Here is a 13,795-nt window from a genome sequence, read left to right as displayed (position 1 = left end):
CTCGGCCGCCCGAAACGCCGCTCTCCCCATGAAAACCCGCTTCATCCTCATCGAAACCAGCCACGCCGGCAACGTCGGCGGCGCCGCGCGCGCGCTCAAGGTCATGGGTTTCGACGAGCTGGTGCTGGTGCGACCGCGCTGGCCCAACGTGCTGCGCAAGGAGGAAACCATCCAGCGCGCCAGCGGCGCCAATGACGTGCTGGCCAACACGCGCGTGGTCGACACGCTGGACGAGGCCCTGGACGGCATCACCCACCTGTGCGCCACCGCCATGACGCCGCGCGACTTCGGCCCGCCCACGCGCGCGCCGCGCGAGCACTTCGCCGCATTGATGGCCGAGCCCGCGCCGCCGCAGGGCGTGGCCTTCCTGTTCGGCAGCGAGCGCTTCGGCATGGCCAACGAGGACGTGTACCGCTGCCATGTGGCCCTGTCCATTCCCACCGCAGCGGGCTATGGCTCGCTCAATCTGGCGGCGGCGGTGCAGCTCATTGCCTACGACTGGCGCCAGGCCCTGGGCGGCTTCGCGGTGGCCTCGCCCGTGGCCGAACGCCCCGCGGCCGACGCGGCGGCCGTGGCGGGCATGCTCGATCACCTGCAGCAGGCCCTGGTGGCGGTGGACTTCCTGGACCCCGCCGCGCCGAAGAAGCTCATGCCGCGCCTGCACCAACTCTTCAATCGCGCGCAACCGAGCGAGGAGGAAGTCCACATTCTTCGCGGTGTCGCCCGCGCCATGCTGCAGACCGCCGAGCGCGCGAAACGCTAGACTGGCCGCCCCATGCTGTTCCGACGCCTCCGCTCCGACATCCAGTGCATCCTCGAGCGCGACCCGGCCGCGCGCAGCACCTTCGAGGTGCTGACCTGCTACCCCGGCCTGCATGCGGTGGTGCTGCACCGGCCCGCGCACTGGTGCTGGAACCACGGGTTCAAGTGGCTCGGCCGCTTCATCTCGCACCTCAGCCGTTTCTTCACCGGCATCGAGATCCACCCCGGCGCGACGCTCGGCGAGCGCGTGTTCTTCGACCACGCCATGGGCACCGTGGTGGGTGAAACCGCCGTCATCGGCGACGGCTGCACGATCTACCAGGGCGTCACCCTGGGCGGCACCTCGCTCTACAAGGGCACCAAGCGCCACCCCACGCTGGGCCGCGACGTGGTGGTGAGCGCCGGCGCCAAGGTGCTGGGCGGCTTCGAGGTGGGCGACGGCGCCAAGATCGGCAGCAACGCGGTGGTCATCAAGCCGGTGCCGGCCGGTGCCACGGCGGTGGGCATCCCGGCGCGCATCATCCCCAGCAAGAAGGGCGAGAGCGCGGACGTGACCGAGGGCGCGCCGAAGTTCTCGGCCTACGGCATCACCCAGGAAGACGACCCGCTGTCGCAGGCCATGCGCGGCCTGATCGACAGCACCGCCAGCCAGGAGCACCAGATCGCGCTGCTGTGGCAGGCGATCGAGAAGCTGGCCAACACCCGCGAGCGCGACTGCGTGCCCACGGACGCCCAGCGCGTGGAGCACTTCGAGGCCGACAAGCTCAACCAGCTCGTCGGCAAGTAAGGGCGCGGCCCGACGGGCCGCCGCCCCGTGGGAACCCGGATTGCCGGGACAGCCCGTCCAACACCCCTGTTGGTCCGTTTCCACGGAGGTTTTCCCCATGCGAATGCAATCCCGTACTTCTGCCGGCCTGGGCGCCCTGGTCGCGCTCGTGGCGGCCTGCGCGCTGAGTGCCTGTGACCGCAACGTGTCGCCCTCGCCCAGCACCTCGCCCAGCACCTCGCCCGGCACCACCGATCCCGCCGACCAGCGGCGCAACGACAACAGCGTGCCACCAGGCATGCAGCCCGCTCCGGGTGCGCCCGGCAGCACGCCGGCGCCTGCCACGCCGCAGCCCACCGAACCACCGGCCACCCCACCGTCGCCCGGCGGGTCGGGCACATCGCCCTCGCAATGATGGGCGCGTCCGCGGGTGCCAAGGGGGCCCTGCGGCGCTACCAGGCCAAGCGCGACTTCTCCGTCACGCCCGAGCCGGGAGCGGCCCTGGCCGACGCCGGCGAGGGCCTGGGTTTCGTCGTGCAGAAGCACCACGCGCGCCGGCTGCACTACGACTTCCGGCTCGAACTCGACGGTGTGATGAAGAGCTGGGCCGTGCCCAAGGGGCCCAGCCTGGACCCGGCCGACAAGCGCATGGCCGTCGAAGTGGAGGACCACCCCGTGGCCTACGCATCGTTCGAAGGCACCATCCCGCCCAAGCAGTACGGCGCGGGAGAAGTCGTCGTGTGGGACAAAGGCCAGTGGCGCCCGCGCGGCGACCCGCGCAAGGGCCTGCGCAGCGGGAACCTGAAGTTCGACCTCAGCGGCCACAAGCTGCGCGGTGGCTGGGCCCTGGTCCGCATGAAGGGTGGCGACGAGAAAAAGCCCGTCTGGCTGTTGATCAAGGAGCGCGACGACTTCGCGCGCCCGGCGGATGAGTTCGACGTGCTGGAGGCGGGCCCGGACAGCGTGTCCGCCCTGGGCATGCCGGCGCCGGCCGGCTGGCCCGCCGCCGCCGTGGCCGCCGACCTGCCGGACGCGCTCTCGCCCCAACTGGCCGTTCGCGTCGAGGTCCTGCCGCCCGACGACGGCGACTGGCTGTACGAGCTCAAGTTCGACGGCTACCGCCTGCTCGCGCGCATCGACGCGCGCGGCGTGCGGCTCATCACGCGCGGCGGGCTGGACTGGACACACCGGCTCAAGCCCCTGTGCCGGGACCTGGCGGGCATGAAACTGCCGCCGGGCTGGTACGACGGCGAGCTCGTGGCCTTCAACGATCGCGGTCTGCCCGACTTCGGGGTGCTGCAGCAGACGCTGGAGCGCGCCCGCCCCGGCGAGCTGGTGCTCTACCTGTTCGACCTGCCGCACGCCGGCGGGCACGACCTGCGTGCCGCGCCTCTGCAAGAACGCCGGGCCTTGCTGGAGCGCCTGCTCGGGCCCACGCCGCCCGACAGCGTGCGCCTGAGCGCGGCCCTGGAGGTGCCGGGCCGCGACGTGCTGGCGTCGGCCTGCCGGCTGGGCCTGGAAGGCGTGATCGCCAAGCGCAAGGACGCGCCCTACCGCAGCCGGCGCAGCGACGACTGGCTCAAGATCAAGTGCGGCCTGCGCCAGGAGTTCGTGATCGGCGGCTTCACCGAGGGGCAGGGCACGCGCGCCGGTTTCGGCTCGCTGATGCTGGGCGTGTACGACGGCCAGGGCGTCCTGCGGCACGTGGGCAACGTGGGCAGCGGCTTCGATGCGCGCACCCTGGCCCGCTTGCACCGCCAGCTCAAGGCCCTGGAGCGGGCGACCCCGGCCTTCGCCGACGCCACCCGTCCCCCGAGCCGGCCGCACTGGGTGGAACCGCGCCTGGTGGCCGAAATCGCCTTCGCGGCCTGGACGCACGGCGGCAACATCCGCCAGGGCGTGTTCGTCGGCCTGCGCGAAGACAAGGAGGCCCGAGAGGTGACGCGAGAAATCCCCAAACCCACCGACCCGCCCGCGCCGGTGCCGGAACCGGCCGAGCCCGTGGTGCCGGCCCAGCCGCCCACGGCCGGCGCCGCCCGCCTGCGCGTGACGAATCCGCAGCGCGTGATCGACCGCCGCAGCGGCCTGACCAAGCTGGACCTGGTGCGCCACTACGAAGCCGTGGGCGAACTGATGATGGTCCACCTGCGCGAGCGCCCCGTGGCCCTGCTGCGCGCGCCGCGCGGCATCGCGGGCCAGCGCTTCTTCCAGAAGCACATGGAAGCGGAGCTGCCCGGCATCGCACAGCTTGATCCGGCGCTCTCGCCCGGCCACGCGCCGTGGATCGCGGTGGCCAGCGAACGCGGCCTGCTGTCGGCCGCGCAGTGGAACGTGGTGGAAGTGCACACGCAGAACGCCTCGCACCGCCGCTTCGAGCAGCCCAACCGCCTGGTGTTCGACCTCGACCCCGGCGAGGGGGTGGCCTGGTCCCGCGTGCAGGAGTCGGCGCAGTTGATGCAGGCCTTGCTCGATCAACTGGGCCTGGTCGGCTACCTGAAGACCAGTGGCGGCAAGGGCCTGCACGTGGTGGTGCCGCTGCGACCGCAACATGGCTGGGACACGGTCAAGGGCTTCTCGAAGGCCGTGGTGCAGCACATGGCGCGCACCCTGCCGGACCGTTTCGTCGCCAAGAGCGGGCCGAAGAACCGCGTGGGCAAGGTCTTCGTGGACTACCTGCGCAACGGGCGCGGCGCCACCACGGTCAGCGCCTGGTCGGCGCGCGCACGGCCGGGCATGGGCGTGTCGGTGCCGGTGGACTGGAGCGAGCTCGACGCGCTCAAGGGCGGCGACCACTGGACCGTGCGCAACGTGCACGAGCGGCTGGCGACCGGCAATGAACCCTGGGCCGACTACCCGCGCCGCGCGCGCACGCTCACCGCCGCCATGAAACGATTGGGCTACTCACCGGAGAACACGTAATGGCCTCCCGCGTCGTCTGGAAGGGCGCCATCAGCTTCGGCCTGGTGCACGTGCCCGTGGCCCTGTTTCCCGCCGCGCAGGAGACGGGCATCGACTTCGACTGGCTCGACAAGCGCAGCATGGACCCGGTGGGCTACCAGCGCATCAACAAGCGCACGGGCAAGCCCATCAAGAGCGCCGACATCGTCAAGGGCGTGAAGCAGGACGATGGCGAGTACGTGATCGTCAGCGACGAGCAGATCAAGGCCGCTTACCCCGAGTCCACGCAGACCATCGAGATCGAGGCCTTCGTGAAGGCCGCGGAGATCGCCTTCCCGCTGCTGGAGAAGCCCTACTACCTGGAGCCCATCGGCAAGGGTGGCAAGGTCTACGCCCTGCTGCGCGAGGCCATGCTGGAAGCGGGCGTGATCGGCATCTCGCGCGTGGTGATGCACACCAAGGAGCACCTGGCCGTGCTGGTGCCGCTGGGCCCGGCGCTGATGCTCAACACCATCCGCTGGGCCAGCGAGATCCGGCCCATGGACGAATTGAAGCTGCCGCCGGCCGGGCGCACGGCCCTGGGCTTGAAGGCGGCGGAGATCAAGATGGCCACGCAGCTCATCGCCGACATGACCGCGCCCTGGAAGCCCGAGGCCTATGAAGACCGCTTCGTGGACGCGGTGCAGGCGCTGGTGCAACGCAAGCGCGAGGCCGGTGAGGTGGAGACCGTGACGCCGATCGAGGAGGCGCCGCGCGCCGAGACGGCGAGCAATGTGGTGGACCTCACCGAGTTGCTGGCGCGCAGCTTGTCGCAGCGCAAAGGTGGGGGCGGGGGCGGCGGCAAGCGCGCGCCGGCCAAGGCCGCGGGGCGGCGGCGCGCCTGAGCGCTGGCACCCTGGAACAGCGATTGCCCCGGCGGGGCGCTGCCTCCCATGTCCTGGCGCAGCGTTCCATCCATCCACGAGGAGCAAGACCATGACCCCATTCCCACGCATCCACAGGACCTGGCCCATGGCCGCGCTGGCCCTGGCCCTGGCGGCGGGTGGCGCGAGCGCCCAGACGGCCAGCGGCACACCCACGGCCCAGGCCAGTCCGTCGCCGGGCAACAACTACCCGGCGCAACAACCGCGGAGCATGTACAGCTGGTCCGAAGGCAACTACTCCCTTGTGCCCTACACCAGCCATGGCTACATCGGCTTCAACGTGGGCGTGACCGATTGGGACGCGCCCTGCGGCGGCGGTGGTTTCGCGTGCGACGACAGCGACAACGCCTTCCACCTGTATTCCGGCGGCATGTTCAATCAGTACATCGGTGGGGAGATCGGCTTGATCGACTTTGGCCGCGCCGATCGGGGCGGCGGCCGGGTGAAGGCGCACGGCCTCAATCTGAGCCTGGTGGGACGCGTCCCGCTGGGCCGCTTCAGTGTGTACGGCAAGCTCGGCGCCTTGTACGGCCGTACCGATTCGGAGGTGCTGCCGGCGTCCGGCCTCTCGGGCGGCAAGGAAAGTGGCTGGGAGCCCTCCTATGGCCTGGGCGTGGGCTTCGATTTCACGCCGCGTTCGTCGATCGTGCTGGAGTGGAACCGCTTCGATCTGAACTTCGTGGGCAGTGGCAAGCAGGAGATCACCACCACCAGCCTGGGCTACGTGCACCGGTTCTGACCGGCCGGCGCCTCCGCGCGGCCGAGCTCAGTGGTGATGGCCGTGCGCGCCGTGCGCGTGGCCGTGCTGCACCTCTTCGGGCGAGGCCGCGCGCACGTCCAGCACCTTCAGGGTGATGGTCAGGTCCTCACCGGCGAGCGGGTGGTTGCCGTCGAGGTGCACGGTGTCGCCCTTGATCTTCATCACCGTGAAGAGGTGGCGGCGGCCCTGCTCGTCGCTGCCCTCCAGTTGGCCACCGACCTTGATGCCGGGCGGGAACTGGGTCTTGGGAATGGTGGTGACCAGCGACTCGTCGCGCTCGCCGAAGGCCAGCGAGGGTTGCAGCGTGATGGTGGTGCCGAAGCCCTTTTCCTGGCCCTCGAGCGCGACCTCGATGCCGTGCAGCGTGTTGCCGTAGCCGCCGTGCAGGTAGGCGCGCGCGGTCTTGCCGTCTTCCAGCACCTTGCCCTGGGCGTTCTGGATGCGCGCGGTAAGGGTGACGACGGTGTCTTTCTCGATCTTCATGGACGATTCCTCGGATGTGGGCTTCAGCGCGCCGGGCGCACCGCGTTTTTCGGCCGCCAGGCCTTGATGACGGCTTCGTGCGTTTCGATGTAGGGCCCGCCGATCAGGTCGACGCAATAGGGCACGGCGGCGAAGATGCCGTTCACGCGCACCGTGCCGTCGGCGTTTTTCGCGCCTTCCAGCGTCTCGGCGATGGCCTTGGGCTGGCCGGGCAGGTTGATGATGAGCGTCTCGTCGCGCACCACCGCCACCTGGCGCGAGAGGATGGCCGTGGGCACGAAGGCCAGGCTCACCTGGCGCATCTGCTCGCCGAAGCCGGGCATTTCCTTGTGCGCCACGGCCAGCGTGGCCTCCGGCGTCACGTCGCGCTTGGCGGGCCCCGTGCCGCCGGTGGTGAGCACCAGGGCGCAGCCCATGTCCACCAGTTCGATCAGCGTGGCGCTGATGCGCTCCTGCTCGTCGGGGATGAGACGGGCCTCGAACGTGATGGGGTTCTTCAGCGCGCGCGTGAGCCACTCCTGCAGCGCGGGCAGGCCCTGGTCCTGGTAGACGCCGCTGCTCGCGCGGTCGCTGATGGAGACGATGCCGATGCGCACCGGGTCGTGCGCGGGGAGGGTGTCGCTCATTCCTTGTCGCCGGGTTCGTCGCCGTCGCCACGCGCCAGCGCGGCTTTGACGTGTTGGAAGATGTCGCGGTAGGCCCGGCCGTGACGCTGCGCCTCGCCGGGGCGTTCCTTCACGGCCTGCGCATCCTTGCGCGCCTGGCGGATGAGGGTGCGCAACTGCTGCACGTCGGCCTCGGGGTCGAGCGCGAGCCAGGCCGTGAGGGCCTCGTCGTCGGCGATCAGGCGGTCGCGCCATTGCTCGGCCTGGTGCAGTTGCAGCGTGGCCTCGGCCGAGGGCCGGTGCTGCTCGTCGATCGCGGTCTCGATGGCGGCGATGGTGTCCTCGGGCAGCTTGCGCATGAGCTTGCCGATGTACTGCATCTGCCGGCGCCGGCCCTCGAAGTTGGTGATGCGCCGCGCCTCGGCGAGCGAATCGACCAGGCGGTCGTCGAGGCCCAGGCGATCGAAGGGCCCGGCGGGCAGCGTGAGCAGTTGCTCGCCCAGGTTCTGCAGGCGTTCGCTGAGCTTCTTCAGGTCGGTCTTGCTCAGCTCGCCGCCCTTGGCGTCGCGCTTGAGTTCCTGGTCCAGCTCGCTGCCCTCGGCCACGAAGTGACCGCGAACGAAATAGCCTCGGGTGGGTTTGCGCGACATGGGGAATGGTGGGGCTTGTGCGTGGCGGCGGGCGCCGCGCAAAGGGGGCCCGTATCATAGCGGCCGCCATGTCCAAGACCGCCTCGAACACCCCCTTGCCCGGATTCCAGTACAGCCGCCACCAGTTCGAGGAACTGGTCGACCTGGCGCTCACGCACGCCAAGTCGCTTGGCGCGGCCGACGCGGCGGCCGAGGTGTCCGAGGGCGCGGGCCTCAGCGTCTCGGTGCGCAAGGCCGAGCTGGAGAACGTGGAGCGCAACCGCGACAAGTCGCTGGGCGTCACCGTGTACCTGGGCCAGCGGCGCGGCAACGCCAGCACCTCCGATTTCTCCGCCGCCGCCGTGCGCCAGACCGTGCAGGCGGCCTACGACATCGCGCGCTTCACCGCCGAAGACCCGGTGGCCGGCCTGCCCGACGCGCAGGACGTGGCCACCGAGGCCGACCGCCTGCGCGACCTGGACCTCTTCCACCCTTGGGCCATCACCTCCGAACAGGCCGCCGAACTGGCCCTGGCCTGCGAGGCCGCGGCCTTCGCCACCAGCAAGCAGATCACCAACAGCGAAGGCGCCAGCGTGTCCGCGCAGCAGTCGCACTTCTTCAGCGAACACATGCGCGGCGGGCAGCGCGGCGGGCGGGGCATCTTCAGCGGCGGCTACGCCAGCTCGCGCCACAGCCTGTCGGTGGCGCCCATCGCGGGCAAGGGCGCGCAGATGCAGCGCGACTACTGGTACAGCTCCATGCGCGCGCCGCAGGACCTGGCCTCGCCCGAGGTGGTGGGCCGCTACGCCGCCGAGCGGGCGCTCTCTCGCCTGCGCGCGCGCAAGATCGCCACCACCGAATGCCCGGTGCTGTTCGAATCGCCCCTGGCCGCGGGCCTGCTGGGCGCCTACGTGCAAGCCACCAGCGGCGGCGCGCTCTACCGCAAGACCAGCTTCCTGGCCGACAGCCTGGGCAAGCCCGCCATGGCCGCGCACCTGGACATCGACGAAGACCCCTTCGTGCGCGGCGGCAAGGGCAGCTCGCCCTTCGACGACGAAGGCGTTCAGACGCGCGCACGGCGTGTTGTCGACGCCGGCGTGGTGCAGGGCTACTTCCTGTCCACCTACTCGGCGCGCAAGCTGGGCATGCGCACCACGGGCAACGCGGGCGGCTCGCACAACCTCACCCTCACCAGCCGGCGCACGAAACCCGGCGACGACCTCGACGCCATGCTGAAGAAGCTGGGCCGCGGCCTGTTCGTCACCGAGCTCATGGGGCAGGGCGTCAACCCCGTCACGGGCGACTACTCGCGCGGTGCCTCGGGCTACTGGGTCGAGAACGGCGTGATCGCCTACCCGGTGCAGGAAATCACCATCGCCGGCAACCTGCGCGACATGCTCATGGGCATCGAGGCCGTGGGCGCGGACGCCTACAACTACGGCGCCAAGACGGTGGGCTCGGTGCTGGTGAACCGCATGAAGGTCGCAGGGAGCTGACTCCGTGCTGCGGCCCGAGGCGCTCGCGCTCGTGGCGGCCGCCTGCTGGGCCATCGCAGCGCTGTTCTCGGCGCCCGCCGCGCAGCGCCTGGGCGCCATCGCCTTCAGCCGCTGGCGCATGTTCTTTGCGGCACTGCTGCTGTGGGCCATCGCGCTCGCCAGCGGCGGCTGGCGCAGTCTGGATGCCTCGGCCTTCGGCCTGCTCGCGCTCTCGGGTGTCATCGGCATCTTCATCGGCGACACCGCGCTGTTCGCCTGCATGAACCGCCTCGGTCCGCGCCGCAGCGGCGTGCTCTTCGGCACGCATGCGGTGTTCTCGGCCGCGTTCGCCTGGCTCTTTCTCGGTGAATCCCTGCTGGGCTGGGCACTGGTGGGCAGCGGCCTGCTGGTGGCGGGCGTGATGCTGGCGATCCTGCGCGGGCGGCGCGAGGACGAGGCGCACGCCTGGGAGCAGACGCGCGGCCGGCTCTGGGTGGGCGTGGCGCTGGGCCTGGCGGCCGCGCTGTGCCAGTCGGTCGCCACGCTGATGCTCAAGCCCTTGATGAGCAGCGGCATCGACGCTGTGGCGGGCTCGGCCATGCGCATGAGCACGGCCTTCGCGGCGCACGCGCTGCTGTGGGCCAGTGGTTGGGGTCTGGCGCGCGCCCGCGAGCCGATGCGCTGGCGCGAGGCGGGCCAGGTGTTCGGCAGCGCCGCCATCGCCATGGCCCTGGGCATGACGCTGATCCTGCAGGCCATGAAGCACGGCCAGGCGGGGCTGGTGGCCATCCTGTCCTCGGTCACGCCCATCGTGGTGCTGCCCTTGTTGTGGCTGGTGTACCGGCGCCGGCCGGCGTGGGGGGCGTGGGTGGGGGCGGTGCTGGCGGTGGCGGGAACGGCGCTCATCCTCGGCTGAGGTGCACTCGGGCGTGTCGCGCACCACGGTCGCCCGCGCCCCTGCACATGCCTGCAGGAGGTGGCCGCATACCCCCATCCCTTGAACAGTTGTGCAGCGGTTGTAATGCGCCGCGTTCGCCGGGGCATGGGGCCCGGGCCGCCAACGGTTCATAGGGAGTGGCACCAACTGACCGCCTGAAAACGGTCGGGTTCAAGGTGCCTGTCACAACAAGGTGCACATTCATCAACGACCCGGGCCGGCCAGGGCCGCCCGTTGGGTGTCGTGGTCCGCCATGGCGGCCGCCAGCCTGTTCGGCCACCCGCTTCACGCCCAGACCCCCAACGACGCCGCCGCGCGCGACCAGCTCGAGCAGCGCCGCGCCGACGAGCGCGAGCGTCAGCAGCGCGAGGCCTTGCAGCGCGGCACCGACACCGTGGGCGGTGGCAACGCCGCACTGCCCCCGGTGCCGGACTGGCCCGCGCAGGAGACGCCGTGTTTTCCCGTTCAGCGTGTGGCGCTGCGCGGTGAGGCCGCCGAGTCCTTCCACTGGGTGACGGATGCGCTCACGCAAGGGAAAGACGCCGCCGTCGGCCGCTGCCTGGGGCACGCGGGCGTGTCGGTGGCGGCGTCGCGCGCGCAGCGGCACCTGATGGCGCAAGGTTTCGTCACCTCGCGGGTGGTGCTCGAGGGGCAGGACCTGTCCGGCGGCACGCTCTCGCTCACGGTGCTGCCGGGGCGCATCGGCGCGATCCGTTTCGTCGAGGGCACCTCGCCACGCGCCACGCAGCTCAACGCCGTGCCGGCCCGCGTGGGGGACATCCTCAATGTGCGCGACATCGAGCAGGCCATGGAGAACCTGCGCCGCGTCCCCACGGTCGAGGCCGACTTCCGGATCGCGCCCGGCGCCTCGCCCACCGAGAGCGAGCTGCTCATCCAATGGCGCCAGGCCTTCCCGCTGCGCCTGCACCTCTCGCTCGACGACAGCGGTGCCACGACCACCGGCCGCTACCAGGCCAGCGCCACGCTCAGCGTGGACCACTGGTGGACGCTCAACGATCTTTTCTACTACACCCAGGGTCGCGACCTGGGCGGTGGCGAACCGGGCCCACGCGGCACGCGCAACGCCAGCCTGCACTACTCGCTGCCCCTGGGCCACTGGGGGCTGGGCTTCAACGCCAGCCGCCACAGCTACTTCCAGAGCGTGGCCGGCCTGACCCAGGACTACCGCTACAGCGGCAACGGCGGGCAGCAGGACATCTCCCTCTCGCGACTGGTGCACCGCGACGGGTTCAGCAAGACCACCCTGCGGCTCAAGGCCTTCGCGCGCCAGTCGCGCAACTTCATCGATGACACCGAGATGGCGGTGCAGCGCCGCGCCACAGGTGGCTGGGAGCTGGGTGTCGATCACCGCCGCCAGATCGGCTCCGCCCAGTTGGACCTGCGCGCGGCCTACAAGCGCGGCACCGGTGCTTTCGGTTCGCTGCCCGCGCCCGAGAAGGCCTTTGGCGAAGGGACCGAGCGCTTCGAACTGGTGAGCCTGGACGCCGCCTGGGCGCAGCCTTTCGAACTGTGGGGCGCGCGCCTGCACCTCAGCAGCCAGTGGCGCGGCCAGCGCGAGCGCACGCCGCTCGCGCCGCACGAGCGCTTCGCCATCGGTGGGCGCTACAGCGTGCGCGGCTTCGACGGTGAGAGCAGCCTGATCGGTGAGCGCGGCTGGCTCTGGCGCAACGACCTGAGCCTCCTGCTGGGCGACAGCGGCCAGCAGTTCTACCTGGGCGTGGACCAGGGCCGCGTGGGCGGCGCCAGCGCGCAGTGGCTTGTGGGACAGCGCCTGGCCGGCGCGGTGCTGGGCGTGCGCGGCGGCTGGGGCCCTGTGCAGTACGACGTGTTCCTGGGCGCGCCGGTGCACAAGCCCGAGGGCTTTCGCACCGCCAAGGCCACCGCTGGCTTCCAGTTGAGCGCCAGCTTCTAGTGGATGTGGCGCGCCCCCGGCGACACGTCGGGGCTCACCCCGCCAACGCCGCCTTCACCGCCGCCGACACCTGCCCCATGTCGGCCTTGCCCGCCAGGCGCGTCTTCACCGCGCCCATCACCTTGCCCATGTCGCCCGGGCCCTTGGCGCCCAGTTCGGCCACGATCGCCTTCACCTCCGCGGCCACCGCTTCGGGCGACAGGCGCTCGGGCAGGTAGGCCTGCAGCACGGTCAGTTCGGCGGCTTCCTTGGCCGCCAGATCCGGGCGGTTGCCCTGTTCGAAGGCGGCGATGGAGTCCTTGCGCTGCTTGACCATCTTGTCGATCACGCCCACCACGGCGGCGTCGTCGAGTTCGATGCGCTCGTCCACTTCCTTCTGCTTGATCGCCGCCGTGAGCAGGCGGATGGTGGCCAGGCGCTCGGTTTCCTTGGCGCGCATGGCGGCCTTCATGTCGTCGGTGATGCGGGCTTTGAGGCTCATGGTGGAACTCCGGTGGTGCCGCTGGCTGCAGCGACAGAGGGAAATGGGGCGAACAAATGAAAAAGCCCGCTCTAGCGTCCTGGAGCGGGCTTTCGGTGCCGGTCAGACCGGCGGCGTTCAGTACAGCTTCTTGGGCAGCTGCATGGAACGCACGCGCTTGAAGTGGCGCTTGACCGCGGCGGCTTTCTTGCGCTTGCGCTCGGCGGTGGGCTTCTCGTAGAACTCGCGGGCGCGAAGGTCGGTCAGCAGGCCGAGTTTTTCAATGGTGCGCTTGAAGCGACGCAGAGCCACGTCGAACGGCTCGTTGTCCTTGACACGGATGGTGGTCATGTATCGATCGATTCCTGAATGTGCGGCCAGAGGATGGCGGGGAAGATCAGGCCCGGCCTTCTTGGCTGCGAAGTGTCCCGTCAAAAACTAGTATTGGCCGACGGGAATTTGCCAGCAAAGCCCGCGATTATAGACATTTCCGCCGCCTTGGCTACCGGCCAGCCCCTTGGTCACAGCGCCTGCGCGCAGGCATGGGCAGATGCCCAGGCCCACTGGAAGTTGTATCCGCCCAGCCAGCCGGTCACGTCCACCACCTCGCCGATGAAGAACAGCCCGGCCTGGCGCGATTCCAGGGTCTGCTGGGACAGGCCCCGCGTGTCCACCCCGCCGCGCATGACCTCGGCCTTGCGCCAGCCCTCGGTGCCGGTGGGCACCAGTTCCCAGCGCTGCAGCCGCTCGGCCAGCCGGGCCAGGGCGCGGTCGGCGGTTTCCATCACGGGGCGCTGCCAGTCCCCGTCCTGGGCGGCCCAGGCGTCGGCCAGGCGGGCGGGCACCCACTGGGCGAGTTCGTTGGCCAGCAGCTTGCGCGATCGGCGCTTGGCCTCGCCCAGGGCCTCGCCCAGGTCGGTGCCGGGCGCCAGGTCCACGCGGATCGGCGTGCCGGGCTGCCAATAGCTGGAGATCTGCAGCACCGCCGGGCCGGACAGGCCGCGGTGGGTGAACAGCAGGTCCTCGTCGAAGGCCATGCGCTCCTTCTTGCCGCCGGTGCCGATGCGCACCGGCAGCGCCAGCCCGGCCAGGCCGGCGTAGGGTGTCCAGGCGGCGCCGTCGAACGTGAGGGGGACCAAGGCGGGGCGGGGCTCCACCACGCGC

At 70.6% G+C, this 13,795-nt stretch carries 15 protein-coding genes; 9 read left to right on the top strand and 6 right to left on the bottom strand.

Annotated elements, in window-relative coordinates; genetic code table 11:
* The first annotated feature begins 28 nt into the window (after positions 1-28).
* From VLG41_RS15910 to VLG41_RS15885, 6 genes are all read left to right on the top strand, one after another.
* Positions 29-763 (top strand): RNA methyltransferase, encoded by a 735-nt coding sequence (locus VLG41_RS15910; RefSeq protein WP_325350373.1) that lies wholly within the window; start codon positions 29-31, stop codon positions 761-763.
* 15 nt (positions 764-778) lie between these two features.
* A complete protein-coding gene (gene cysE / locus VLG41_RS15905; protein WP_325350372.1) occupies positions 779-1,549 on the top strand; it encodes a serine O-acetyltransferase in 771 nt (256 codons plus the stop codon).
* A gap of 97 nt (positions 1,550-1,646) precedes the next feature.
* The gene (locus VLG41_RS15900; RefSeq protein ID WP_325350371.1) at positions 1,647-1,943 is read left to right on the top strand and encodes a hypothetical protein; all 297 of its coding nucleotides are present in this window, start codon (positions 1,647-1,649) and stop codon (positions 1,941-1,943) included.
* Complete coding sequence (gene ligD / locus VLG41_RS15895; protein ID WP_325350370.1) at positions 1,943-4,447, top strand: DNA ligase D; 2,505 nt, start codon at positions 1,943-1,945, stop codon at positions 4,445-4,447. Before VLG41_RS15900 ends, ligD begins: the two co-directional genes overlap by 1 nt.
* Positions 4,447-5,310: a Ku protein gene (locus VLG41_RS15890; protein WP_325350369.1), complete on the top strand. Its 864-nt coding sequence runs from the start codon at positions 4,447-4,449 to the stop codon at positions 5,308-5,310. The genes ligD and VLG41_RS15890 overlap by 1 nt, the downstream gene beginning before the upstream one ends.
* 91 nt (positions 5,311-5,401) lie before the next feature.
* Positions 5,402-6,088: an outer membrane beta-barrel protein gene (locus tag VLG41_RS15885; RefSeq protein WP_325350368.1), complete on the top strand. Its 687-nt coding sequence runs from the start codon at positions 5,402-5,404 to the stop codon at positions 6,086-6,088.
* 27 nt (positions 6,089-6,115) lie between these two features.
* Here the strand turns inward: VLG41_RS15885 and VLG41_RS15880 are convergent, their stop codons facing one another.
* From VLG41_RS15880 to yjgA, 3 genes are read right to left on the bottom strand one after another with little or no spacing between them, the layout of a single operon-like run.
* Complete coding sequence (locus VLG41_RS15880; protein WP_291021436.1) at positions 6,116-6,592, bottom strand: FKBP-type peptidyl-prolyl cis-trans isomerase; 477 nt, start codon at positions 6,590-6,592, stop codon at positions 6,116-6,118.
* A 23-nt stretch (positions 6,593-6,615) separates the two neighbouring features.
* Positions 6,616-7,218, bottom strand: coding sequence for a molybdopterin adenylyltransferase (gene mog, locus VLG41_RS15875; protein ID WP_325350367.1), 603 nt, complete (start codon positions 7,216-7,218; stop codon positions 6,616-6,618).
* Complete coding sequence (yjgA, locus tag VLG41_RS15870) at positions 7,215-7,847, bottom strand: ribosome biogenesis factor YjgA (RefSeq protein ID WP_325350366.1); 633 nt, start codon at positions 7,845-7,847, stop codon at positions 7,215-7,217. Before yjgA ends, mog begins: the two co-directional genes overlap by 4 nt.
* A gap of 68 nt (positions 7,848-7,915) precedes the next feature.
* Here yjgA and pmbA point away from each other — a divergent pair, with 68 nt between their 5' ends.
* From pmbA to VLG41_RS15855, 3 genes are all read left to right on the top strand, one after another.
* A complete protein-coding gene (gene pmbA, locus VLG41_RS15865; RefSeq protein ID WP_325350365.1) occupies positions 7,916-9,322 on the top strand; it encodes a metalloprotease PmbA in 1,407 nt (468 codons plus the stop codon).
* Between the two features lie 4 nt (positions 9,323-9,326).
* Positions 9,327-10,217, top strand: a complete 891-nt coding sequence (locus VLG41_RS15860) for a DMT family transporter (RefSeq protein WP_325350364.1) — start codon at positions 9,327-9,329, stop codon at positions 10,215-10,217.
* A gap of 274 nt (positions 10,218-10,491) precedes the next feature.
* Positions 10,492-12,171 carry a ShlB/FhaC/HecB family hemolysin secretion/activation protein gene (locus tag VLG41_RS15855; protein ID WP_325350363.1) on the top strand — a complete coding sequence of 560 codons (1,680 nt, stop codon included), beginning with the start codon at positions 10,492-10,494 and terminating at the stop codon, positions 12,169-12,171.
* 34 nt (positions 12,172-12,205) lie between these two features.
* On the opposite strand, the gene VLG41_RS15850 is transcribed toward VLG41_RS15855, so the two are convergent.
* The 3 genes from VLG41_RS15850 to VLG41_RS15840 form a co-directional block, all read right to left on the bottom strand.
* Positions 12,206-12,652, bottom strand: a complete 447-nt coding sequence (locus VLG41_RS15850; protein WP_325350362.1) for a GatB/YqeY domain-containing protein — start codon at positions 12,650-12,652, stop codon at positions 12,206-12,208.
* A 117-nt stretch (positions 12,653-12,769) separates the two neighbouring features.
* A complete protein-coding gene (rpsU, locus tag VLG41_RS15845) occupies positions 12,770-12,982 on the bottom strand; it encodes a 30S ribosomal protein S21 (protein ID WP_009520186.1) in 213 nt (70 codons plus the stop codon).
* A 170-nt stretch (positions 12,983-13,152) separates the two neighbouring features.
* A partial coding sequence (locus VLG41_RS15840; protein ID WP_325350361.1) for an NAD(P)/FAD-dependent oxidoreductase occupies positions 13,153-13,795 on the bottom strand: 643 nt, incomplete at its 5' end.

Source organism: Hydrogenophaga sp. (genome assembly GCF_035481345.1).
In the GTDB taxonomy this organism is placed as follows: domain Bacteria; phylum Pseudomonadota; class Gammaproteobacteria; order Burkholderiales; family Burkholderiaceae_C; genus Hydrogenophaga.
Note: the sequence above shows the minus strand (reverse complement) of the source record. Positions and strands in the feature narration are given on the sequence as shown.

Coding starts and splice junctions, on each gene's coding strand:
- VLG41_RS15910 (WP_325350373.1), top strand. CDS start 29: ATGAAAACCCGCTTCATCCTCATCGAAACCAGCCACGCCGGCAACGTC.
- VLG41_RS15900 (WP_325350371.1), top strand. CDS start 1,647: ATGCGAATGCAATCCCGTACTTCTGCCGGCCTGGGCGCCCTGGTCGCG.
- ligD (WP_325350370.1), top strand. CDS start 1,943: ATGGGCGCGTCCGCGGGTGCCAAGGGGGCCCTGCGGCGCTACCAGGCC.
- VLG41_RS15890 (WP_325350369.1), top strand. CDS start 4,447: ATGGCCTCCCGCGTCGTCTGGAAGGGCGCCATCAGCTTCGGCCTGGTG.
- VLG41_RS15885 (WP_325350368.1), top strand. CDS start 5,402: ATGACCCCATTCCCACGCATCCACAGGACCTGGCCCATGGCCGCGCTG.
- VLG41_RS15880 (WP_291021436.1), bottom strand. CDS start 6,592: ATGAAGATCGAGAAAGACACCGTCGTCACCCTTACCGCGCGCATCCAG.
- mog (WP_325350367.1), bottom strand. CDS start 7,218: ATGAGCGACACCCTCCCCGCGCACGACCCGGTGCGCATCGGCATCGTC.
- yjgA (WP_325350366.1), bottom strand. CDS start 7,847: ATGTCGCGCAAACCCACCCGAGGCTATTTCGTTCGCGGTCACTTCGTG.
- pmbA (WP_325350365.1), top strand. CDS start 7,916: ATGTCCAAGACCGCCTCGAACACCCCCTTGCCCGGATTCCAGTACAGC.
- VLG41_RS15855 (WP_325350363.1), top strand. CDS start 10,492: ATGGCGGCCGCCAGCCTGTTCGGCCACCCGCTTCACGCCCAGACCCCC.
- VLG41_RS15850 (WP_325350362.1), bottom strand. CDS start 12,652: ATGAGCCTCAAAGCCCGCATCACCGACGACATGAAGGCCGCCATGCGC.
- rpsU (WP_009520186.1), bottom strand. CDS start 12,982: ATGACCACCATCCGTGTCAAGGACAACGAGCCGTTCGACGTGGCTCTG.